Here is a 21,698-nt window from a genome sequence, read left to right as displayed (position 1 = left end):
ACTAACCATAGAGAACAGCAACGAATGAAAACCGTAAAACTCGGAAGCAGCGATTTACAGGTCAGTGAAGTATGCCTTGGGTCGATGACCTGGGGTAACCAAAATACACAAGATGAAGCGTTTGCGCAGATCGATTATGCTTTAGAGCGCGGTATAAATTTCATTGATACCGCAGAGATGTACGCGGTGCCGCCTAGCAAGGAAACCTCAGGGTTGACGGAAACCTATATTGGCAACTGGATAGCGACAAACAAGAGTCGCCGTGATGAATTCGTGCTGGCGACAAAAATTGCTGGTGTTGGAATTCCGTGGATTCGCGATGGCGGTAAGATTGACGGCGATGCGATTAGGCAGGCTGTAGACGGGTCGCTACGGCGTCTGCAAACCGACTATATTGATCTGTATCAGTTGCACTGGCCGAACCGTATGTCGCCACACTTTTCTAAGCATTGGCCAGGTCAGGTTGACCCAACTGACACCGATATTGAGCAAGAGCGTGCCGGGTTATTGGAAATATTGCAGGCACTCGATGAAATGATGCAGGCTGGTAAGATCCGCCATATAGGTTTGTCCGACGATACACCATGGGGCATCAGTGAGTATTTGCGGCTAGCCGAGTTGCATGACTTACCCAAAATGGTGTCAATTCAAAATGAATTTAGCTTATTGCATCTTAAGGATTGGCCGTATTTAATTGAAAACTGTGTGTTTAACGATGTGGCCTATCTGCCGTGGTCGCCGTTGGCTGGTGGTGCGTTGTCAGGTAAATATGCAAATGGCGCGAAACCGGCTGGATGTCGTTGGACGATGCAGCAGCGTAATGGCATTTTCCGCGACACTGCTCATTCGCACGAAGCGATTGCGGCGTATAAAGAAGTTGCAGACCAGCATGATCTGAGTTTAGTGCAATTGTCTTTAGCGTGGGTTTATCAATTAGCTGGTGTAACCTCAACCATTATTGGCGCAACCTCAATGGAGCAGTTGGCCGAGGACTTAGATGCTTACTCAGTCGCGCTCTCGGCCGAGGTTTTGGCGGATATTGACGGCGTCATAAAACGTTTCCCTCAACCGTTTTAGTTGGCTCAAACAAAGTAAAGTGAGATCGACCAGCAGCGATTAGCTGGTCGATCATCAGTTCAACTACAGTGTTATGTCAGTTGTCCTAAGATTGTCTCTGCGTCGCTGACCTCAAAGCCATTTGCAGGTTCTACATTAAGCTGAGTGACTACGCCATTGTCTACCATCATGGAGTAGCGTTGCGAACGTACGCCACCGAAATCGCCGGTATTCAGAGTGAGCCCTAAAGCTTCAGTCAGGGCTGCTCCACCATCGGCAATCATAGTGAGGTTCTCGGCATTCTGACTTGCTTGCCAAGCCTTCATGACAAACGCGTCGTTTACCGATAAGCAGGCTACCACGTCAATGCCTTTTGCAATGAAGTCATCATATTTAACTACAAATCCAGGCAGGTGTGCCTCAGAGCAAGTTGGTGTAAACGCACCAGGAAGTGCAAACAGCACGACTTTTTTATTGGCAAAAAACAGTTCAGCGCTAGTGCTTGCCTGACCATCTTTGTCGATTGTGGTAATGCTTGCTGCAGGAATAGAGTCGCCAATTTTGATCATGATAGTTATTTCCTAATTTTGGGTTGTTGAGTGAGATTCGTTACGCCTCAGTATAGCCTAAGGTGTGTATTGCGCTTCATTAGCTGGGCGTTAAAAAGCCCGGCGATGCCGGGCTTCGAGTGATACTAAATCGCATTTCAATTTTCAATAGCGTTTTAAAATTTGCGTCACAGCTTAATCATCAGTATTCCAAGTTTGCGGTTCTTCATTGAGCTTCTTGGTGGCTGCGTTGATGTCCTCAGCGAGTGCATCTTCGGCCTTAGCCGCGTCGGCATCAGTTAATTTACGACTCTCTACTGGAGCTAATTTATGGTCGGTATTGGTCATCTCTTTTAATTCAACAATTCGCTCTTGTTTGGGCTTTTGTTCAGATTCATGCTGACCAGCGTAGCTTGCCAAGCCGATCAAGGCGAAGGTCGCAACGGTCAATACCTTGAGGAAGTTGGGCAGAACTGGGTTTTTATTTGACATAGGAATTACTCCTGATTATTTGTGGTAGTGGGTAGTTTTTATGATTGCAGCGATTAATAGGGTAGGCTGGCAATCGATGCAATTTTAGGATGGGTACATTTGCGGCTCAATGAGACTTAAGTTTCGTTAATTCATATTCTTGATTTATGAACGAATTGTTAGACAGGCAATGGCGCGTAGTTTGAGTAAAAAACTGCTGTAAACTAGGATTTCTGCGAGAGCGATGGATTATTTATTATTAGTGACGATTGTTAGCTACTGGATATTTCCTTCGAGTTCTTACCTAATGTTAATAAATACGGTGTCATTAATTCGCTTTTTATGATGATTGATAGAGAAATTAAGCTTGAAGATCAGTGGCTTAGAGCGTTGAAGGGTGAGTTTGAGCAGCCCTATATGGAGCTGCTTTCAGCATTTCTTCGAGAGGCTAAAGCCAGTGGTAAAGTGATCTACCCGAGTGGTGCTGATATTTTTTCTGCATTTAATGCGACGCCGCTGGACGATGTCCGGGTGGTCATCCTTGGACAAGATCCGTATCACGGGCCCGGTCAAGCTCATGGCTTAAGTTTCAGTGTGCCGCCAGGCGTAGCGATTCCGCCATCACTACGGAATATGTATAAGGAGCTGACGACTGATATGGCGTGTGACTATCCATCACACGGCAATCTAACTGAATGGGCTAAACAAGGCGTGCTGTTGTTAAACTCGGTGCTGACCGTTGAGCAGGGGCGTGCTGCAAGCCATCAGGGCAAGGGTTGGGAGCAATTTACCGATCGCGTGATTAATGTAGTTAACCAGCGGTGCGAACATGTGGTGTTTTTGTTGTGGGGTGCGTATGCGCAGAAAAAGGGGCAAGTCATCGACCGGCAGCGTCATTTAGTGCTAACCGCTCCGCATCCTTCACCGTTATCTGCACATCGAGGTTTTATAGGGTGTCGGCATTTTTCGCAGGCTAACAATTATTTAGTCCAGCATGGTAAGGCTGCCATCAATTGGCAGATTCAATGAGCTAGGCTAGCCGGTGACTCGCAAAATTGTACACATCGACATGGATGCTTTCTTTGCATCGGTGGAGCAACGGGACTTTCCAGAATTGCGCGGCAAGCCAGTCATTGTGGGCGGTAAGCCGGAGAGTCGTGGCGTTGTTGCGGCGTGCAGCTATGAGGCCAGACAGTTTGGCGTGCATTCGGCGATGCCGTCGTCGCGTGCGGTAAAGTTGTGTAAAGACGCGATCTTTGTGCCGCCTAGGTTCGATGCGTATCGTCAGGCGTCTGCTGGTATTCATGAGGTGTTCAAGCAGTACACCAGCATGATTGAACCGTTATCACTAGATGAAGCCTATTTAGATGTAACGGAGCGAGCGGCGGCCTTAGGGTCGGCTACCGCAGTGGCGCAAAGAATCAAGCAGGACATTAAGTCGACTGTTGATTTGACCGCGTCGGCCGGTATTTCATACAACAAGTTTTTAGCCAAGATTGCTTCTGATATGGATAAGCCTGATGGCCTCTATGTTATTCGACCAGAGCACGCTGACGCGTTTATACAGCAATTGCCGATTCGAAAATTTTTTGGAGTGGGTAAGGTTACCGAACAAAAAATGCAGCGCTTAGGTATTTTTACTGGCGCCGATTTGCGCTCACGTACCGAGGTGGAATTGCAGACTGAGTTTGGTCAAGCTGGAGCGTATTATTATCGCGTAGCTCGAGGTATTGATGAGCGACCGGTTAGAGCGCATCGAACGCGTAAGTCGATCGGTCAGGAAACCACGTTTAGTGGCGACGTGGTTGATAAACAGTTTATCTGGCAGACCTTGCAAACTATCGCGGCTAGCTTGGAGTCGACACTTGAGGCTAAGCAACTGGCCGCACGGACCTTGACGTTAAAGCTGCGTTACTCGGATTTTCAGCTCAATACACGCAGCAAAACTACGGCGAGCGTATTTGTTAGTGTGTCAGATATTACTGGGACCTTGCCTGAGCTATTACGCCGAACTGAGGCTGGGCATCGTCCGATTCGATTAATTGGTATCACGCTGTCCAATTTGGTGAAACATGACCCAGAGCAAGGCTCGCTGGCGATTGTCGAGGTGCGTGAAAGTTCCCAGCTCGGCTTGTTTTAATTAGATGATTCAGCAAGTAAATCTTGTTGTGTCGCAACTTGACTGCCGTAGATCGGAAAATTGTTTTATTATGGGCGATTGCGCGTCGCGCCAATACAAACAAGTTGAGTAATGTGAAACAGAGAATTTGCCACTATATCTTGTTCAAGCTGCTTGGCTGGCGGATTATTGGCGACCCGCCAGTGGACGAAAAGTATATCTTTGTGGCGGTTCCGCACACCAGCAATTGGGACTTCGTTTATGGTTGGTTGGCGATCCATGCGCTGGATCTCAATGTGAAGATCTTTGCCAAAGATGCATTTTTCATCTGGCCGTTGAATTATCTCTGTCGGTTTCTGGGAGTCGAGCCGATCAATCGTCGTAAGCGCACAAATTTTGTTGACTCGATGACCGAGCGCTTCGAACAAGCGGATGGATTACGTTTGCTGATAACACCAGAGGGAACGCGTGGCTATCAGGAAACGTTAAAGAGTGGCTATTACTATTTAGCTAAGAAAGCCAATGTGCCGATTGTGGTGGCGGGTCCTTGTTTTCAAAATAAGACATTTACCATCTTGCCGCCGCGCCCGCCATTGGCTGACTTTAAAACTGACCAGAGCCAAGTCATCGCATTTTGTAAAACGCAGGTTGGTAAGAATCCTGAGCAAACCTTTAGAGAGCCGCGCGTCGATGATTAACTACCCATGGGCGCCGCACATAATATGTTATTGACATGCTTAGCTGAGGTGAAATTAAATAGAGTATCTATTTTGCACTGCGTGAAATGTGTCGGGACTCTAAATAGTTTGTTAGCTTTGCTTGCGAACTAAACAATATTGATACACTGATTCAATGGTAGGAAAAACAGCATTATTAAATGGGGTGGGGTGCCGATGAATGATGAGCAAAAGTTGGTGATTGCCATTTCGTCGCGCGCGTTGTTTGATCTTGATGAAGGGCATAAGGTCTTTGAGCAAGAAGGTATTCAAGCCTATTGTCGATATCAAATAGAGCGGGAAAATGACCTGCTAGAACCTGGTGTTGCGTTTCCACTTGTTCAAAAATTACTCAAATTGAATGATCTCAGCCCAGTTCGCGAGCGAGTTGAAGTGATTCTTCTGTCACGCAATTCTGCCGATACGGGTTTGCGAATCTTTAATTCGATTCAGCAGCACAACTTACCTATTACGCGCGCTGCGTTTACTAATGGCAGCAGCCCATTTAAATATGTGGAGCCGTTTGGTGCGGATGTCTTTTTATCGAGCGATCCCCGCGATGTGGCAAGCACCTTGGCGGCAGGGTTCGCCGCGGCCACCATGCTGCCGTCTAATTTTAATAAATCGGCTGATCATAATGCGCAGCTAAGCATTGCCTTTGACGGCGATGCTGTGGTGTTCTCCGACGAAGCAGAGCAGATTTACAAACAGAAAGGTTTGGTGGAATTCTCACGGCATGAAGTAAAATCGGCTAAACGACCACTTCCAGGCGGGCCATTCCGAAACATGTTGGCAGCACTACACAGCATTCAATCTGAATTTTCGGTCGACGAATCGCCGCTTCGAACTGCAATTATTACGGCGCGTTCTGCGCCGGCACATGAGCGTGTTATTCGAACTTTGCGGGCGTGGAATATTCGAATTGACGAGGCTGTTTTTTTGGGTGGCTTACCCAAGGGCGAGTTTCTTCGCACGTTTGGGGCCGACATCTTTTTTGACGATCAGGAAGGGCATTGTGATTCGGCCCGGCAACATGTTCCAACTGGGCATGTGCCAAACGGAATCGCAAATTCTAAGAGTTAACCGAGATTCAGGAGTGACGCATTAGACCTCGCACTGTAATCCGTAGTTGTAGAGAGAGAATATGAAATCATTAATTGCTCTATGTTATTTAGGGTGGCTGGTTTCGCTCACCGCTAACGCAGCATTGCCGCTCGCGGTTGAGGGGCAGCCATTACCGTCTCTTGCGCCGATGATAGAGCGGGTTCAGACCGCCGTGGTTAGAATTTCGGTTCCGGCTAGAGTGCAGAGTCGCCGCGACCGCTTCGATGACCCGTTTTTTCGACGATTTTTTGACCAGCGCCGGATCCAAGCTACCGATTCGTTTCACCTCGGAGTTGTGATCGATGCTGACAATGGGCTGATTTTGACTAATGAGCACAGTGTGCGTGGTACCAATACAGCGGCTGTTACCTTGAGCGATGGTCGTGAGCTTGAGGGGCGCGTGGTGGGCAGTGATTTGGCTTCCGATGTGGCAATTCTTGAAATCGATGCCAAAGATCTATCTGCGATTCCGGTTGGAGACTCGAGCCTCATGCGGGTTGGCGATTTTGTTGTATCAATTGGGGATCCTTTGGGGGAGCAGAACACTGTGGTGACAGGCGTGATTAGCGCGTTGGCGCAACGTAACAGTCTGCAACCACACCGCAAATTTATTCAAAGTGATGCCGCCGTTGGCAGTGGAATATTGGTTGATCTTGATGGCAAACTCGTCGGTTTGAATACCGCAAAGACCGCGCAAACCGCGAGTAGTTCACGAATAGGGTTTTCGACACCGGTCAATATGGCGTTGCGCATCGGTGAGCATTTAGTTAAATATGGCGCACCGCAACGTGGATTTTTGGCGGTTCAGGTGCAAGACTTAACCCCTGATCTGGCGCGTGCTTTTGATATAAAACAATTAGGCGGTGCAGTGATAACCAATGTCATTGCGGGTTCCAGTGCTGAGCAAGCAGGCTTGACGCCGGGTGACGTTATCTTGGCCGCTGGCAGTCAAACTATTTACCGAGGTAATGATTTAAGGTCATTAGTCGGTCAGCAGTTCGCTGGCGATACGCTTGAGTTAACAGTGGCACGGCAGGGGCAGCGCGTTACGCTCAGCCCGATCTTAGAGTCATCGACTAAACCTTCTAATACTGGCTCGATGGTGCACCATCAACTTGACGGTGCTACGTTGGGCAATATTGATGCTCGACAGGTCAGTACCAGTGTTGGCGAAGGTGTATTGGTTCGCAATGTTGAACGAGGCAGTGTTGCTTGGGAGCACGGGGTTCGAACTAACGATATAATCGTATCAGCCAATCGCAAGCCGGTTAGAGATATGGATTCGTTTCGCAAAGCCATTCAAGGTAAGGAAGTGCTGATGCTTAATATTGTGCGTGGCAACGGGGCATTATTTTTGCTTTTACAGTAAATCTTAACTTTTGCGATAAAAAAAGCGCTGGCTTGGTTATAATTGGCGCGCTACTAAGCTAACCCATGCTCGCATGTTATTGCTGAGTGAATCGATAGAGAATTTGCCATGACCGACTATGTAATCGCGCCGTCTATTTTATCCGCCAATTTTGCCCGCCTGGGTGAAGAAGTTGATAATGTGTTGGCAGCGGGTGCTGACTGGGTGCATTTCGATGTTATGGATAATCATTATGTGCCGAATTTAACTATTGGGCCGATGATTTGTCAGGCTTTGCGAGATCATGGTGTGACAGCCCCTATCGACGTACATTTAATGGTGGAACCGGTAGACCGTATTATTCCCGATTTTGCTGATGCTGGTGCATCGATGATTACTTTCCATCCTGAAGCCAGTAAGCACGTTGATCGTACCCTCCAGCTCATTAAGAGCCATGGTTGCCAAGCCGGATTGGTATTGAATCCGGCTACTCCATTGAGTATCTTGGAATGGGCCATCGAAAAAGTTGACATGGTGTTGCTGATGTCAGTCAATCCAGGCTTTGGTGGGCAGTCCTTTATTGAGCACGTAAAGCGCAAGATTGTCGCCACGCGCGCCCTAATCGATGCCAGTGGGCGCTCGATTCGGCTCGAGGTTGATGGCGGTGTAAAGGCGAATAACATCGGCGAGTTGGCGGCCTTAGGTGCTGATACGTTTGTGGCGGGTTCGGCAATTTTTAACGCGGACGACTATGCGAGTGTTATTAGTGAAATGCGTGCCAATATCGCGCAGTCTGTGTAGGCTTGATACAGAATTACTTGACCTAGACCAAAACTCAAGCAATCATTAGCAATACAAGGATTTTCCTTATTTCAAATACATGCAATATCAGGTAAACATACAGATCAAACATTGCCAGACAATAGAGTCTTGGCGAAGCTGGCGAGTCTAATTCGTTTCGCTTAGCTGTGCCTGAGCGGTCGGTGCCCTACTTAGGTGGTGGCCTGTTTGATTTTTTGCGGTGTATATCCGCTGCTTTTCCTGAGAATTTATTGTCATGTCTTCCAATACCAACTTGCACTACAATGTGCCCCGCGATACGTCAACGTCGGTTAATGCACCGCACCAATCTCAAGCTTCGTCACCGTTGAATCAAGAGCGTCAAGCGTTTAACCAGCGCGCCGACCGGTTGCGAGCGCAGGGTTATACCCACCTGCCGGTAATTCGCGAAACGTTAGCCGATTTAGATACTCCAGTTAGCACTTACCTGAAATTGGCGGCGCAGCCATACACTTACCTATTTGAATCGGTGCAAGGTGGCGATAAATGGGGGCGATACTCGATTATTGGCTTACCGTGCAATAAGGTCTACCGCTTTTTCGGTTGCGAGCTTGAAGTTGAAGAACAGGGAGAGCTTACTGAGTCACGTAGTGTGGCTGACCCATTGGAGACCGTGCGTGAGCTACAAGCTCAGTTTAAGGTTGCCGATGTGGCTGGCGCTCCAGATATGTTGGGAGGCTTGGTGGGATACTTTGGTTATGAAATAGTCGGCCATATTGAGCCGCGTCTCAACTTAGCGAGCAAAGAGGATGCCATCGGTACGCCAGATATTATGTTAATGGTGTCTACTGATGTGTTGGTATTCGATAATTTGTCAGGCCGTATTTTTATGGTGACCTTGGCCGATTTATCGGTGGATAATGCCTTTGACATAGCGGAAGCACATTTGGATGCGTGCGTAGCAGGCTTGGCGTCGAGTTTTGCAGCACCGGTTGTTAAGGCTAATGAGCAAACCACCACAGAGAGCGAGTATCAGTTGCATTTCAGTCAACCGGAATTCGAGGCTGCGGTTGATCGATGCCGCGACTATATTCGTGACGGCGACATTATGCAGGTGGTTTTATCTCAGCGATTATCGGTGCCGTATGCTGGCCGACCTTTTGACCTGTATCGTGCATTACGCACCATCAACCCGTCGCCCTATATGTATTTTATGGACATGGGTGGCTTTGAAATTGTAGGTTCGTCGCCAGAAATATTGGTGCGCCTACAAGACGATTCGGTAACGGTTAGGCCGATCGCTGGCACGCGGCATCGTGGAGATACTCTGGAATCCGACCAGGCGCTTGAGGTCGAGTTGCTCAATGACGATAAAGAGTTAGCAGAGCATTTAATGCTCATAGATCTAGGGCGCAATGATGTCGGGCGAATTGCCACCATTGGTTCGGTGCGCTTAACCGAGAAGATGCAAGTTGAGCGGTACTCACATGTGATGCACATAGTGTCAAATGTCGATGGCACGATTAAGCCAGAGTATGACGCGATTGATGTGCTGAAAGCCACGTTTCCGGCAGGCACTGTCAGCGGTGCACCGAAGATTCGAGCGATGGAAATCATTCATGAGCTCGAGCCAATTAAACGGGGTATCTATTCAGGTGCGGTAGGCTATTTAGGCTGGAATGGCAACATGGATACCGCCATCGCGATCCGCACAGCCGTGATTAAGGACGGTGTGCTAAATGTGCAAGCTGGCGCCGGAATTGTGGCTGACTCGGTTCCAGCCAGTGAATGGGAAGAAACGCTCAACAAGGCGCGTGCCATGGTGAGCGCTGTCGAGATGGCAACCCAAGGTCTAGGGTTTAACAAACGCCCAAGCGTTTAGGAGCTGTTATGTTAGTAATGATCGACAACTACGACTCTTTCACCTACAACTTGGTTCAATACTTTGGTGAGCTAGGTGAAGAGGTTAAGACATTTCGTAATGATGAAATCACGCTGGCTGAGATAGATGCGCTAAAGCCAGATCGAGTGGTGCTGTCCCCCGGTCCATGTACGCCAGATGGTGCCGGTATATCGCTCGCGGCAGTGTCGCATTTTGCCGGTCGTATTCCTCTGCTGGGGGTTTGCCTGGGGCACCAAAGCATAGGCCAAGCGTATGGTGGTAAGGTGGTTCATGCCAAGCAGATTATGCATGGTAAAACGTCAGCAATACAACATATAGGAGAGGGAGTTTTTGACTCCTTGCCGAATCCGTATATTGTCACTCGCTATCATTCCTTGGTGGTCGAACAAGCCTCGCTACCTGCATGCTTAGAGGTAACTGCGTGGACTGATGACGGTGAGATTATGGGGTTGCGACATCGAGAACTGGCGGTGGAAGGGGTGCAGTTTCACCCTGAATCGATACTGACCGAGCACGGGCACGATTTACTTAAGAATTTTCTCGAACAAACCGAACCAGTAAGAACCATTCCAACATCAGTAAACGGTGGCTTATCATGAACATTCAACACGCTATCGCTCAGGTCGTTGATGGCCATTCTCTAAGTCGTGCTGAGATGCGATCCGTTATGCAGCAAATTATGACAGGCGAATGCACTGATGCGCAGATAGGCGGCTTACTTATTGGGCTGCGAATGAAGGGTGAAACGGTAGACGAAATAACCGCTGCCGCTGAAGTGATGGCCTCTTTGGCTGATGCAGTGTCGGTGAATACGGATAATTTGATCGACATAGTTGGCACCGGTGGCGACGGCACGAGTACGTTTAATGTCTCGACTGCCGCGTCGTTTGTGGCTGCTGGTGCTGGCGCTAGTGTGGCCAAGCACGGTAATCGGTCGGTCTCCAGTAAATCTGGCAGTGCTGACTTATTGGAGCAAGCCGGTGCAAACCTGTCTCTAAATGCAAACCAAGTCGCCGCTGTGATTGAGCAATCTGGTGTTGGTTTTATGTTCGCTCCAATGCATCACAGTGCGATGCGTTATGCGATCGCGGCACGTAAAGAAATGGCGGTTCGCACTTTGTTCAATGTGCTGGGGCCGCTGACCAATCCCGCTGGCGTAAAACGTCAGGTGGTTGGTGTGTTTTCGCCGTTGTTAACAGAAATTTTGGCGCATGTATTGCAGCATCTCGGGAGTCAGCATGCGCTAGTGGTGCATTCGGATGATGGTATGGATGAAATTAGCATTTGCGCTCCAACCCAAATTACCGAATTGTCGAATGGCACAATCAGAACTTATCAGGTGCAGCCAAGTGACTTTGGTTTAAGCGCGGCAAGCATTGATCAGATCGTGGTCGACAGCCCAGAACAGTCGTTGGCCTTAGTGGATCAAGTATTAGCTGGGCAGCCTGGTGCTGCTCGCGATATCGTTTTACTCAATGCCGGCGCTGGAATCTATGTGTCTGGCTTAGCAGAGTCACTTGCTGATGGTGTGCAGCAAGCGGCAAATTCGATTGACAGTGGTCGAGCGCGTCAGGCTAAAGAAAACTACATTGCGGCAACCAATCACGAAACCAATGCTGCAAAGCAGGGGGCTTAAATGACGCATGCCGTTATGTCGACCGGTTCTGATGTGCTGGACAAAATCATGTCATACAAACAACAAGAGGTTGAGCATGCTAAGCGTCAGCGCACGTTGGCGGACGTTCGATCTGAGGCTGATGACACGGGGCCATGTCGCGGATTTGTTAGTAGTTTGAATCAATCCGTTGCAAAGGGGCACTCTGCGGTGATTGCTGAAGTTAAGAAAGCGAGCCCTAGCAAAGGTGTGATTCGTGCTGATTTTAGGCCAGCCCAGATTGCTGAAAGTTATCAGAAATATGGTGCTGCGTGTTTGTCGGTGTTGACTGACGAACACTTCTTTCAAGGTTCTGCTGATTACTTTGCGTTGGCTCGCGAAGCTTGCACCTTACCGATGTTACGCAAAGATTTTATGTTAGACGACTACCAAGTCTACGAAGCTCGAGCAATGGATGCCGATTGTGTTTTATTGATCGTCGCGGCCTTGGAAGATGGCTTAATGCAGGACTTGGCTGGTCGTGCGTTAGAGTTGGGTATGGACGTGTTGGTTGAAGTTCACAATGAAGAAGAGTTGCACCGAGGTCTGCAACTCGATATGCCGATGATTGGCATTAATAATCGCGACTTGCGTAACTTCAGCACATCACTAAACACTACGCTTGATCTGCTAAGCTCAATCCCCGATGGCGTGCTAGTGGTGACTGAAAGCGGTATCCATGAGCCAGCAGACGTACAATTGATGCGCGACCATCAAGTTAACAGCTTCTTAGTTGGAGAAGCGTTTATGCGAGCTGACGAACCAGGCAAACGTTTGCATGAACTGTTCTTTTAGTTAAGCCGAGTTGGCCAAACTACTAGCTAACCTATTACTACGATCGACAATATAACAAGCGAATACCAGATTATGAAAGCAGTCGTTGAGTTACAGAAAAATGTGAACTTTAAAGCCACATCAGGGACAGGTCACACCATTCAAATGGACGGTGCGGAACAGTACGGTGGCGAGAATATGGGCGCACGACCGATGGAGGTGTTGCTGATTGGTATGGGCGGTTGCGCGTCATTTGATGTGGTGCATATATTACGAAAGCGGCGCTTAGAAGTCACTGGCTGCGTCGCAGAGTTGGACGCCGAGCGTGCTGAAACCGACCCGAAAGTGTTTACCAAAATACATCTTCATTTTAAAGTTAGTGGAACAGGCTTAACCGATAAAGCCGTCGCGAAAGCGGTGCAGTTGTCGGCTGAGAAGTACTGTTCTGCATCGATTATGCTTGGTAAAACAGCCACTATTACCCATTCACATGAGATTATCGAATGAGCTTAACTAGACCTCCGCATGCTGGCATGCGACATGTCGCATTGAATGTGCTTGACCTTGCCTTGGTCGAATCGTTCTACGTAGATCTGCTTGGATTTAATGTAGAGTGGCGTCCCGATCAAGAAAACGTATATTTATGCAGCGGTGTCGACAACTTAGCGCTGCACGTGGTGGAAAACACGGGTGACAAGGCGCAAGTTTTGGCGCACACCGGCATAATTGTGGATGAGATTGAGCACGTAGATGCTTGGTATAATTTCCTACTAGAGAACAAAGTTAAAATGGCAGCCGCACCAAGAACGCACCGCGACGGCGCGCGGAGTTTCTATTGTCATGACCCTGAAGGGACTGTGGTTCAAGTTCTTTACCATCCTCCGCTATCTAAGGGTTAAGGTATCGATTAGTTTTCCTCTTTAGCCCTAACCTTAAATGTGCCTGTAAAGAGCGCGTCACATGGCTGCATTATACTGACAAGTAATTACTCGTTGATGTGCTGTCAGAGACTAATTATTAGGGGGAGACTATGACCGTTTTAAGTGCAAAATTTAATCGTCGCAAAGCAACTCGTTCACACAATTGGCTTACCGTAGTGAATCCGATAAATCAGCGTTCGCTACTCCAAGCATGTGACGACTGTGGTGTTGTTAAGTCAGAAAATTCTGTTGCTCGATGCTGCAAGGCACCAAAGGGGCGGGCACTGATTTCAGGCGCTATGGCACTCAATCAGACTATCGCGATCTAAGCTCTACGCGTGCGGTTCGTTTAGGCCGGCTGTTGTTCGAAGCAGACAAGGTGGTCGGCTTCTATGCTTACGCCTATTACGTCACCAATTTCGTAGTCGTCATGGCTTGGTACCAAGCTAAGCAGTGTGTCGCCGCTTTCTGTTTCAATAGTGTAGAGCGTTTGCGCACCTTTAAATGCTTTGCGGGTAACGCGCGCGCGAATCGGGCTTTCAGGAGCATATTTAACGTCATCAGGGCGGATTAGCATGTCGACATCTTTGCCAATATGTTGATGATTGACACTCTCACCGCGGACCTCACCGAAGTTTGTGATGACAACATTGTCTTCCACCATTTGACCTCGAACAAACACACCGTCGCCAATAAAATTTGCCACAAAGCGATTATTGGGCGCGTGGTAAAGGCCGAAGGAGCTATCCCATTGCATTAGTTGGCCGTTGGCCATCACACCGACTTGGTCGCCTAACGCAAATGCGTCGTGTTGGTCATGAGTCACCATAATGGCGGTAATGCCGGACTCTTTCAACAGAGAGCGTACTTCATAGCCTAAGGTTTCACGTAGTGCGGTATCTAGGTTTGAAAAGGGCTCATCCATTAATAACAGCTTCGGTTGTGGGGCCAATGCTCGCGCTAACGCAATGCGCTGACTCTGACCACCTGAAAGCTCATGAGGGTATTGGTTTCGATAATCAGCCATGCCCACTAGATGAAGCATGTCGTCCACTCGTTGTGCTCGCTCAGAGCGGGCTAGTTGGTGCAGACCAAAGCCGACATTGTTGGCTATGGTGAGGTGCGGAAATAGCGCGTGATCTTGGAATACCATTCCTACATTGCGGCGCTCTGGTGGAACTGAGGTTTTGGCGTCTGATAATAGCCGACCATCTAAATAGATGCTGCCTGAGCGAATCGACTGAAAACCACTGATGGCTCTTAAGATAGTCGTCTTACCGCAGCCGCTAGGGCCGAGTAGGCATGCTAGTTCACCTTCTTTCAGGCCAAAGGTGACATTGTTTACGACTACTTCGTGCTGGTCGTATGCAGCACTCAGTTGGTTTACCTGAAGAAAGGAGTCGGGCATTTCTATGCGAGTAGTAGCTCTAACAAGGCTTTTTGCGCATGCAGTCGATTTTCTGCTTCTTGAAATACCACACTTTGTGCTCCTTCGATCACCTCAATAGAGACTTCTCGTCCACGATACGCGGGTAAGCAATGCATGAACAAGGCATCTTTATGCGCCAATGCCATTAGGCTCGAGTCAACACAATAGCCGTCAAACGCCGCTTCACGTTTAGCTCGTTCAGACTCTTGGCCCATACTGGCCCAGGTGTCCGTGACTACCGCGTCGGCACCGGTTACTGCGTTCTTGGGGTCATGGCTAAGTGAAATGTGGTTATGGTTCAATGCAGTAACAGCTTGATCTGGTTCGAAGCCTTTTGGTGTGGCGATTTGCAGCGTGAATCCGAAAATTCGAGCGGCGTTCATAAATGAATGACAAACGTTATTACCATCACCAACCCATGCGATGGTGGCGCCTCGAATGCTGCCACGAGTTTCTTGAAATGTTTGAATATCAGCTAACAATTGACAAGGGTGATAGTCGTCAGTTAGGCCGTTTATCACCGGTACGCTAGAGTGCGCGGCGAGAATTTCTACATCATGATGCGATGCGGTTCGAATCATAATGCCGTCGACCATGCTTGATACCACTCTGGCGGTATCTTCGATCGGTTCGCCGCGCCCAATTTGGGTGTCATTAGGGCTCAGGTAAAGTGAGCCGCCGCCGAGTTGACGCATGCCGACTTCAAACGAGACGCGTGTTCTGGTGGATGACTTGCTGAATATCATCGCCAGACTTTTATTGCGGAGTGGTTCGTAAACTAAGCCCTGTTTGAACTCGGTTTTCAGTTCGATAGCGCGATCAATAAGCTGCGCTAAGGTCGCCGCGTCTAGATCGTCTAGGGTTAGAAAATGTTGTACTGACATTGTTGTGCTCCGCTGACTACAGGCTAGTAATTACGTCGCGAATCGTTTCCGCGATTTGTTTGGCTTGTGCTTCAGTTAGGAGCACTGACGGGAGTAGTCGAATAACTTTGCCAGCGCCAGTAATGTTGACGACTAAACCTTGTTCTAGGAAGGTCATGGCTAGATTTGGGTAAGCATTGTCTAACTCGATGCCGAGCATGAGTCCTCGTCCTCGAATGTCGACGACTTTTTCGATTATTCCGAGATGCTGTTGCAGCTGTTTCTTTAAATAGCATCCGATTTGGTCTGCGCGCTCGATTAAGTTCTCTTCGGTAATAATATCGATCACAGCGTTTCCAACCTGACTGGCGAACGGGTTGCCGCCAAAGGTTGTACCATGTGAGCCTGGGCCGATAAGTTCGGCTGCCGAACCGCGCGCGGCACAAGCGCCAATAGGAATACCATTGCCGAGAGCCTTGGCACTGGTCAAAACGTCGGGCTGGATACCCTCATGCTGATGCGCAAACCATTTTCCGGTACGGCCTATGCCAGTTTGAATCTCATCCAAAATAAGCAGCCAACCGTGTTGGTCGCAAATCTCGCGTACTGCCGCCAAGTAACCCGCATCAGGCACCAAGATGCCGCCTTCGCCTTGAATCGGTTCCAGCATGACAGCTACCACATTGGGATTGCTGGCATAGGCGCTAATAGCGTCAATGTTGTTGAATTCAACATGAATAAATTCTTCCACTAGCGGTTCAAATCCGCGTTGAATATTCGGATTGCCTGAGGCAGACAAAGTTGCCATTGTGCGACCGTGAAATGCGTGATTCATGGTGATAATAGCTGGTCGTTCGATGCCTTTAGTGCGCGCATGTAAACGTGCAATTTTAATAGCGGCTTCATTGGCCTCGGCTCCGGAGTTCCCAAAGAAGACTTTATCCATGCCAGAAATCTTGCAAAATTTTTCACCAAGCTGAGCTTGTTCTTGAATGTGAAACAGGTTGCTTGTGTGCAGTAACTTGGTGGCTTGCAATGAAATGGTTTGGCTAATTCGCGGATGACAGTGGCCGAGAAAGGTAACCGCTATTCCGCCTAGAGCGTCGAGGTATTGTTTACCGTCGGCATCCCACAGTGTGCATGCTTCGCCGCGCACAAAGCTCACAGGTAAGCGCGCATAGGCATTCATTAGCGCGGGTTCGGGATAAGCTTTTTTGGTTTCTTTGCGGAATTTATTAATTAAGTTTCTTAGCATGATATTGGTGGCTGATAGTCATCGATTGGAATCGCCAAGACAAAAAATAAAAGCGCCCGTAGGCGCTTTTATCGTCAGGTTTTACCGAGTTTACTCGGTCTGAGCGGAATTTGAAAACCCCAAATGCGTGCTTTACAAAAAGTACAGTACGCCAGCCAGTGCAGCAGTTAGCAATAAGCTCATATGAACCACGCCGGCAACCGACGCTAATGGTCCCTGTTTGCCGAAAATGGCGTTCACTTCGAGCAATATCACGATTGCTAGAGCGGCCCATAATCCATTGCTCAAGCCTTCAGTTGGCATTTGTGCTTTGTGCGCCGACGCCAGCATGAAATAAGCCATAGGCGCGGAAAATAAGGTGTTGGTGCGCGATGCGAGGAGCGCTTTGGCGCCGGCGGCGGGACCATCTCCTGATTTCATACCAAGCGCGATTTGTTGTGCCGGCCAGATAATTATCCAAACGTTGAGGAACATTAACGTTCCGAGTGTGGCGCCAACGATAATGTACTCATTGAATTTTAGTGATGCGCTTATCGTGTGTAGTAAGTACAGACCGGTGATAAAAGTAAACATGGCGCCCCATCGGAACCACCATAAGGCGCTAGGAGCAAGTTTGGCTTTTGCATCAGAGAGTCCTTCAGGGCTGGCATTTTTAAAGTAGCCGCCTTGTACAAAATTGAAGTAGTACAACATGCCGATCCAAGTGATGCCGAACAGTAAATGCCCCCATCGTGCAATAAAATTGAGTTCTTCCATCATGTCATTACCCTCGTAATAGTTGGTTTATGCATAAACCAAATTTGGTGGTGAGTTATTATTTTGTTAGGCAATCTGCACATTTGTGTAGCTACCGCCCCTTTTTATACACGGTTTTAGTGATTTGCGCACGGCTTGTCTTAGCATCAAGCCTGCAGCGGCTTGACCTTTTTGGTATAAAACCAGACACTACGCGGTTCTATAAGACCTTTAATCCAACACTCAAATCATGTCTGATATTAAAAAAGTTGTCCTCGCTTACTCTGGCGGCCTCGATACGTCGATTATCTTGAAATGGCTTCAGGAAGAGTACGATTGTGAGGTGGTTACCTTTACGGCTGATATTGGCCAAGGAGAAGAGGTTGAGCCAGCGCGTGCGAAAGCAGAAGCGATGGGGGTTAAGAGCATTTATATTGATGACCTGCGTGAGGAGTTTGCGCGCGACTATGTGTATCCAATGATGCGTGCCAATGCCATCTATGAAGGTGAGTATCGACTCGGCACCTCAATTGCTCGCCCACTTATTGCCAAGCGTTTGATCGAAATTGCCAATGAAACTGGTGCTGATGCTATATCGCATGGCGCAACAGGCAAGGGTAATGATCAAGTGCGCTTTGAGCTCGGTGCGTATGCCTTAAGACCGGATATCAAAATTATTGCTCCGTGGCGCATGTGGGATCTCAATTCGCGTGAAAAGTTGATGAGTTATGCCGCGCAACACAATATCTCGGTTGAGAAAAAAGCTGACGGCAAGTCGCAGTATTCGATGGATGCAAATTTGTTACACATTTCCTATGAGGGCGGGATCCTGGAAGACCCTTGGGCGGAAGCAGAATCAGATATGTGGCGCTGGACCGTTTCTCCCGAAGAAGCGCCGGATCAAGCGCAATATGTTGAGCTGGAATTTTCGCAAGGCGATATCGTGGCGATTAATGGTCGGCCTAAGTCACCTTCGGCGGTGATGGAGTGGTTGAACAAAGTCGGCGGTGAGCATGGCATCGGGCGCGATGATATCGTTGAGAATCGTTACGTTGGTATGAAGTCGCGTGGCTGTTATGAAACCCCTGCAGGAACCATCATGCTACGCGCGCATCGTGCCATCGAGTCGCTCACTCTTGATCGTGAAGTTGCGCACCTTAAAGATGAATTGATGCCGAAATACGCGTCGATGATCTATAACGGTTATTGGTGGAGCCCTGAGCGAGAAATGATGCAGACTATGATCGATGCATCGCAACGACACGTGAACGGCACGGTTCGGGTTAAATTGTATAAAGGAAATGTGTCTATTGCTGGTCGCCAATCAGAAAAAGACTCGTTGTTTGATGAGCGCATCGCCACCTTTGAAGATGACGAGGGCGCGTACAATCAAGCTGATGCTGAGGGCTTCATTAAGTTAAACGCGCTACGTTTACGGATTGGTGCCAAACGTTAAGCATCAACCCAGCCGCGACATAGCCGGACAGCAGAATTGGGCAATTATTGTTCCAATTTTGAATGAAGTAGCTAGCTTACCGTATTTGCTTGAACACTTGATTGAGCAGCAAGCTGACCAAGTCATATTGGTTGATGGTGGCAGCACTGATGGAACACGCGAATTATTAGTCGAATTACCGGCTAATTTTCGCGTAGTTTATAGTGCTATGGGGCGAGCCAAGCAAATGAACGCCGGTGCATCGGTGGCGAGTAAAGATGTCTTATTGTTTCTGCATGCAGATACACGACTGCCACCAAATGCCGTGATCGAGGTTAAAAAGGCCAAAGATTGGGGCCGCTTCGACGTGCAGTTTGATAGCGACTTACTCGCGATGCGAATTATTGCTTTTTTCATTAATGGCCGTTCACGCTTAACTAGCATTGCAACCGGCGATCAAGCGCTGTTTATTAGACGTGGTTTATTTGAGCAAATTGGTAGATATCCTGAGCTGCCGCTAATGGAAGATGTGGCGTTTTGTAAGCAGCTAAAATCAACGGTTAAACCGTACTGTTCAAAACTGAAAGTCACCACCAGCGCTCGACGTTGGCAACAACATGGGGTAGTAAAAACCGTGTTGCAGATGTGGCTATTTCGTTTGGCTTTCTATTTTGGCGTGTCGCCCGAAGTGCTTAAGCGTCGTTACCTTGACCCGCGATGAATGCCGATATTCCGCTAATTCTGTTCGCGAAAGCGCCGATTCCCGGTAAGGTGAAAACGCGTTTACAATCACATTGTTCGGCACAGCAAGCCGCGTACATAGCCAGTTATCTGATGGAGGCATCCATTCAAGCTGCTACTCGCCATTGGCCTGGGTCGGTTTATCTGAGTGTGTGGCTGGATGAGCACCATTCTTTTTTTGAAACCATGCAGACTCGTTACCCAGTGCGCATGACGGTACAAACGGATGGCGATCTTGGCGAAAAAATGCGTCACGCATTACATTCCTTTGGCTACCCCGCGGTGGTGATGGGTTGTGATGCGCCGCATACGGCTGCGGCCACCTATGTCACTGCATTTGAACGACTGCAACAGGGCGAGTCCGTTATCGCACCAAGTGACGATGGTGGCTATTATTTGCTGGGTCTAGCTCAGCCCGCGAATGCGTTGTTTTTAGATAAGCCATGGGGGACTGCTGATGTGTTGTCACAAACCATGCAGTCGGCTGCAACGTTGGGATTGTCTTTGCATGAGCTAGATTCTTTGAATGATATTGATGAATGGAATGATCTTATTGCTGTGTTGGATCAGTTTGATGATCTACGAGAATACCTATCCTCTGAGGGTCTAATTCTCTAAAGCTCGCCTTGTTGCGCTGACTTCTACAGCGCACTAAAAAAGCGCGTCAGTATTCGGCGCCTTAATTCACATTATTATCTGCGGTTCGACTCTCGGTTGAGCGGTCAAATCGTCTAGTTACGCTACAGTAAACCTCCAATTTAATTCAATTTTTAAATATGTGTGAGGTTTTATATGAATTATCATTCTTCTTTTGGTTTCCAAAAAAAACTTAGTAATAACATCAAGATACTATCTGTAGGGACGCATCTTCCTGATGAGGTGGTTAAGTCAACACACCTTTTTGAGGAGTTTCAATCTGAGCAACGCTACGGTATTCGTTTGGACTGGATGGCAAACGATATGGGTATCAAAGAACGTCGAGTGGCGCCGGCGGGCGTATTACCGTCAACATTAGCGATTCCTGCTGCTCGAGAAGCTATTGCAAACTGTCCCAATCTCGATCCTGCGAAAATAGGATTGGTGATTTTCTGTGGCATTGAGCGTGACCAATCCGAACCAGCGACAGCGCATACAATTCAAAGCGCGCTGGGCTTGAAGGCGGATCATGCGTTCGACGTATCGAATGCATGCTTTGGTTTTATGCACGGTATTGAGATTGCAAATCACTTTATCAAAAGCGGATCGACCGATTACGCGTTGGTGGTGACCGGCGAGATTCCAAGTCGCGTGTTACGCGCGGCAATGGCAAAGCTCCAAACTAATCTGAGCAAAGACCAAGCGATGGATATTATTGGCGCGTTGTCGGTCGGGGATGCTGGTGGAGCGGTGATCCTAGGGCAGGCTGGCTATGGCGAGAACTGTGGGTTTGAGCTGTTTAATACCAAGACAGACAGTTCCCATGCTGAGAAATGTTTTTATCGCGTCAATGGTGACGGTTCTATTGAAGGGCAGATGAAAATGGGGCCGATCGTGGGAGCGTCTATTTGGATGCATCGACGCATCATTAATGACACTTTGCAGCAACTGGGCTGGGATCAGTTCGACTGGGTGCTGAGTCACCAGACTGGTCGCCGTCCATTTGAGAAGTTTTCCACTTTTAGCACCGTGCCGGAGCAGCGCATGATCAAGACATACCACAAATTAGGTAACATTGCATCGGCAACCTTCCCCCTTAACTATGCCAAATTGCTAAAAAATGGTAAGGTGCGTAAAGGAGATCGTATTGGCGGTATTCATTCGGGCTCAGGGTTAGTTGTAGGAGAGTTTGGATACCAAATGTAAAACAA

The 21,698-nt window shown here is 48.4% G+C and carries 24 protein-coding genes; 18 read left to right on the top strand and 6 right to left on the bottom strand.

Annotated features, from left to right (window positions below; all coding sequences use genetic code 11):
* Positions 1-24 precede the first annotated feature (24 nt).
* Positions 25-1,077 carry an aldo/keto reductase gene (locus DFR28_RS03900; protein WP_113952970.1) on the top strand — a complete coding sequence of 351 codons (1,053 nt, stop codon included), beginning with the start codon at positions 25-27 and terminating at the stop codon, positions 1,075-1,077.
* A gap of 71 nt (positions 1,078-1,148) precedes the next feature.
* Here DFR28_RS03900 and DFR28_RS03895 read toward each other — a convergent pair whose 3' ends face one another.
* Together DFR28_RS03895 and DFR28_RS03890 are read right to left on the bottom strand one after the other, a co-directional pair.
* Positions 1,149-1,625 (bottom strand): peroxiredoxin, encoded by a 477-nt coding sequence (locus DFR28_RS03895; protein WP_113952969.1) that lies wholly within the window; start codon positions 1,623-1,625, stop codon positions 1,149-1,151.
* A 174-nt stretch (positions 1,626-1,799) separates the two neighbouring features.
* Positions 1,800-2,096, bottom strand: a complete 297-nt coding sequence (locus tag DFR28_RS03890; RefSeq protein ID WP_113952968.1) for a hypothetical protein — start codon at positions 2,094-2,096, stop codon at positions 1,800-1,802.
* Positions 2,097-2,420: 324 nt separating this feature from the next.
* On the opposite strand from DFR28_RS03890, the gene ung reads away from it, so the two are divergent.
* From ung to DFR28_RS03825, 13 genes are all read left to right on the top strand, one after another.
* The gene (gene ung, locus DFR28_RS03885; protein WP_113953408.1) at positions 2,421-3,104 is read left to right on the top strand and encodes a uracil-DNA glycosylase; all 684 of its coding nucleotides are present in this window, start codon (positions 2,421-2,423) and stop codon (positions 3,102-3,104) included.
* 13 nt (positions 3,105-3,117) lie between these two features.
* A complete protein-coding gene (gene dinB / locus DFR28_RS03880; protein ID WP_211316846.1) occupies positions 3,118-4,215 on the top strand; it encodes a DNA polymerase IV in 1,098 nt (365 codons plus the stop codon).
* A gap of 113 nt (positions 4,216-4,328) precedes the next feature.
* The gene (locus tag DFR28_RS03875; RefSeq protein ID WP_170131964.1) at positions 4,329-4,892 is read left to right on the top strand and encodes a 1-acyl-sn-glycerol-3-phosphate acyltransferase; all 564 of its coding nucleotides are present in this window, start codon (positions 4,329-4,331) and stop codon (positions 4,890-4,892) included.
* A gap of 195 nt (positions 4,893-5,087) precedes the next feature.
* A complete protein-coding gene (locus tag DFR28_RS03870) occupies positions 5,088-5,993 on the top strand; it encodes a 5'-nucleotidase (protein WP_113952965.1) in 906 nt (301 codons plus the stop codon).
* A 61-nt stretch (positions 5,994-6,054) separates the two neighbouring features.
* Entirely contained in the window at positions 6,055-7,383 is a 1,329-nt protein-coding gene (locus DFR28_RS03865; protein ID WP_113952964.1) for a trypsin-like peptidase domain-containing protein, read from the top strand.
* Positions 7,384-7,491: 108 nt separating this feature from the next.
* Positions 7,492-8,163: a ribulose-phosphate 3-epimerase gene (rpe, locus tag DFR28_RS03860; protein WP_113952963.1), complete on the top strand. Its 672-nt coding sequence runs from the start codon at positions 7,492-7,494 to the stop codon at positions 8,161-8,163.
* A gap of 256 nt (positions 8,164-8,419) precedes the next feature.
* Positions 8,420-10,024: an anthranilate synthase component I gene (trpE, locus tag DFR28_RS03855; RefSeq protein ID WP_113952962.1), complete on the top strand. Its 1,605-nt coding sequence runs from the start codon at positions 8,420-8,422 to the stop codon at positions 10,022-10,024.
* Between the two features lie 8 nt (positions 10,025-10,032).
* Positions 10,033-10,644 carry an aminodeoxychorismate/anthranilate synthase component II gene (locus DFR28_RS03850; protein WP_113952961.1) on the top strand — a complete coding sequence of 204 codons (612 nt, stop codon included), beginning with the start codon at positions 10,033-10,035 and terminating at the stop codon, positions 10,642-10,644.
* Positions 10,641-11,681: an anthranilate phosphoribosyltransferase gene (trpD, locus tag DFR28_RS03845; RefSeq protein WP_113952960.1), complete on the top strand. Its 1,041-nt coding sequence runs from the start codon at positions 10,641-10,643 to the stop codon at positions 11,679-11,681. Before DFR28_RS03850 ends, trpD begins: the two co-directional genes overlap by 4 nt.
* 15 nt (positions 11,682-11,696) lie before the next feature.
* Positions 11,697-12,494 carry an indole-3-glycerol phosphate synthase TrpC gene (gene trpC / locus DFR28_RS03840; RefSeq protein WP_113953407.1) on the top strand — a complete coding sequence of 266 codons (798 nt, stop codon included), beginning with the start codon at positions 11,697-11,699 and terminating at the stop codon, positions 12,492-12,494.
* A gap of 72 nt (positions 12,495-12,566) precedes the next feature.
* A complete protein-coding gene (locus tag DFR28_RS03835) occupies positions 12,567-12,980 on the top strand; it encodes an OsmC family protein (protein WP_113952959.1) in 414 nt (137 codons plus the stop codon).
* Positions 12,977-13,372, top strand: a complete 396-nt coding sequence (locus DFR28_RS03830; protein ID WP_211316844.1) for a VOC family protein — start codon at positions 12,977-12,979, stop codon at positions 13,370-13,372. The genes DFR28_RS03835 and DFR28_RS03830 overlap by 4 nt, the downstream gene beginning before the upstream one ends.
* A gap of 131 nt (positions 13,373-13,503) precedes the next feature.
* Positions 13,504-13,722, top strand: coding sequence for a hypothetical protein (locus DFR28_RS03825; protein ID WP_113952958.1), 219 nt, complete (start codon positions 13,504-13,506; stop codon positions 13,720-13,722).
* A gap of 20 nt (positions 13,723-13,742) precedes the next feature.
* Here DFR28_RS03825 and DFR28_RS03820 read toward each other — a convergent pair whose 3' ends face one another.
* The 4 genes from DFR28_RS03820 to DFR28_RS03805 all read right to left on the bottom strand — a co-directional run bounded on the left by DFR28_RS03820 (position 13,743) and on the right by DFR28_RS03805 (position 17,696).
* On the bottom strand, positions 13,743-14,801 hold the full coding sequence (locus DFR28_RS03820; RefSeq protein ID WP_113952957.1) for an ABC transporter ATP-binding protein: 1,059 nt from the start codon (positions 14,799-14,801) through the stop codon (positions 13,743-13,745).
* Between the two features lie 2 nt (positions 14,802-14,803).
* On the bottom strand, positions 14,804-15,706 hold the full coding sequence (gene argF / locus DFR28_RS03815; protein WP_113952956.1) for an ornithine carbamoyltransferase: 903 nt from the start codon (positions 15,704-15,706) through the stop codon (positions 14,804-14,806).
* Positions 15,707-15,722: 16 nt separating this feature from the next.
* Positions 15,723-16,874 (bottom strand): acetylornithine/succinylornithine family transaminase, encoded by a 1,152-nt coding sequence (locus DFR28_RS03810; protein ID WP_113953405.1) that lies wholly within the window; start codon positions 16,872-16,874, stop codon positions 15,723-15,725.
* A gap of 198 nt (positions 16,875-17,072) precedes the next feature.
* A complete protein-coding gene (locus tag DFR28_RS03805) occupies positions 17,073-17,696 on the bottom strand; it encodes a urate hydroxylase PuuD (protein WP_113952955.1) in 624 nt (207 codons plus the stop codon).
* A gap of 229 nt (positions 17,697-17,925) precedes the next feature.
* Between DFR28_RS03805 and DFR28_RS03800 the strand changes: the two genes are divergently transcribed.
* From DFR28_RS03800 to DFR28_RS03785, 4 genes are all read left to right on the top strand, one after another.
* Positions 17,926-19,131, top strand: coding sequence for an argininosuccinate synthase (locus DFR28_RS03800; RefSeq protein ID WP_113952954.1), 1,206 nt, complete (start codon positions 17,926-17,928; stop codon positions 19,129-19,131).
* Positions 19,118-19,831 (top strand): TIGR04283 family arsenosugar biosynthesis glycosyltransferase, encoded by a 714-nt coding sequence (locus DFR28_RS03795; RefSeq protein WP_211316841.1) that lies wholly within the window; start codon positions 19,118-19,120, stop codon positions 19,829-19,831. The genes DFR28_RS03800 and DFR28_RS03795 overlap by 14 nt, the downstream gene beginning before the upstream one ends.
* Complete coding sequence (locus tag DFR28_RS03790) at positions 19,828-20,469, top strand: TIGR04282 family arsenosugar biosynthesis glycosyltransferase (protein ID WP_113952953.1); 642 nt, start codon at positions 19,828-19,830, stop codon at positions 20,467-20,469. Before DFR28_RS03795 ends, DFR28_RS03790 begins: the two co-directional genes overlap by 4 nt.
* A gap of 174 nt (positions 20,470-20,643) precedes the next feature.
* A complete protein-coding gene (locus tag DFR28_RS03785; protein ID WP_113952952.1) occupies positions 20,644-21,693 on the top strand; it encodes a ketoacyl-ACP synthase III in 1,050 nt (349 codons plus the stop codon).
* The last annotated feature ends 5 nt before the right edge of the window (positions 21,694-21,698 follow it).

Origin of the sequence: Arenicella xantha, from assembly GCF_003315245.1 — a bacterium.
Taxonomy (GTDB): Bacteria; Pseudomonadota; Gammaproteobacteria; order Arenicellales; family Arenicellaceae; genus Arenicella; species Arenicella xantha.
The sequence above is the reverse complement of the archived record's forward strand: the minus strand, read 5'-3'. Positions and strand labels throughout refer to the sequence as shown.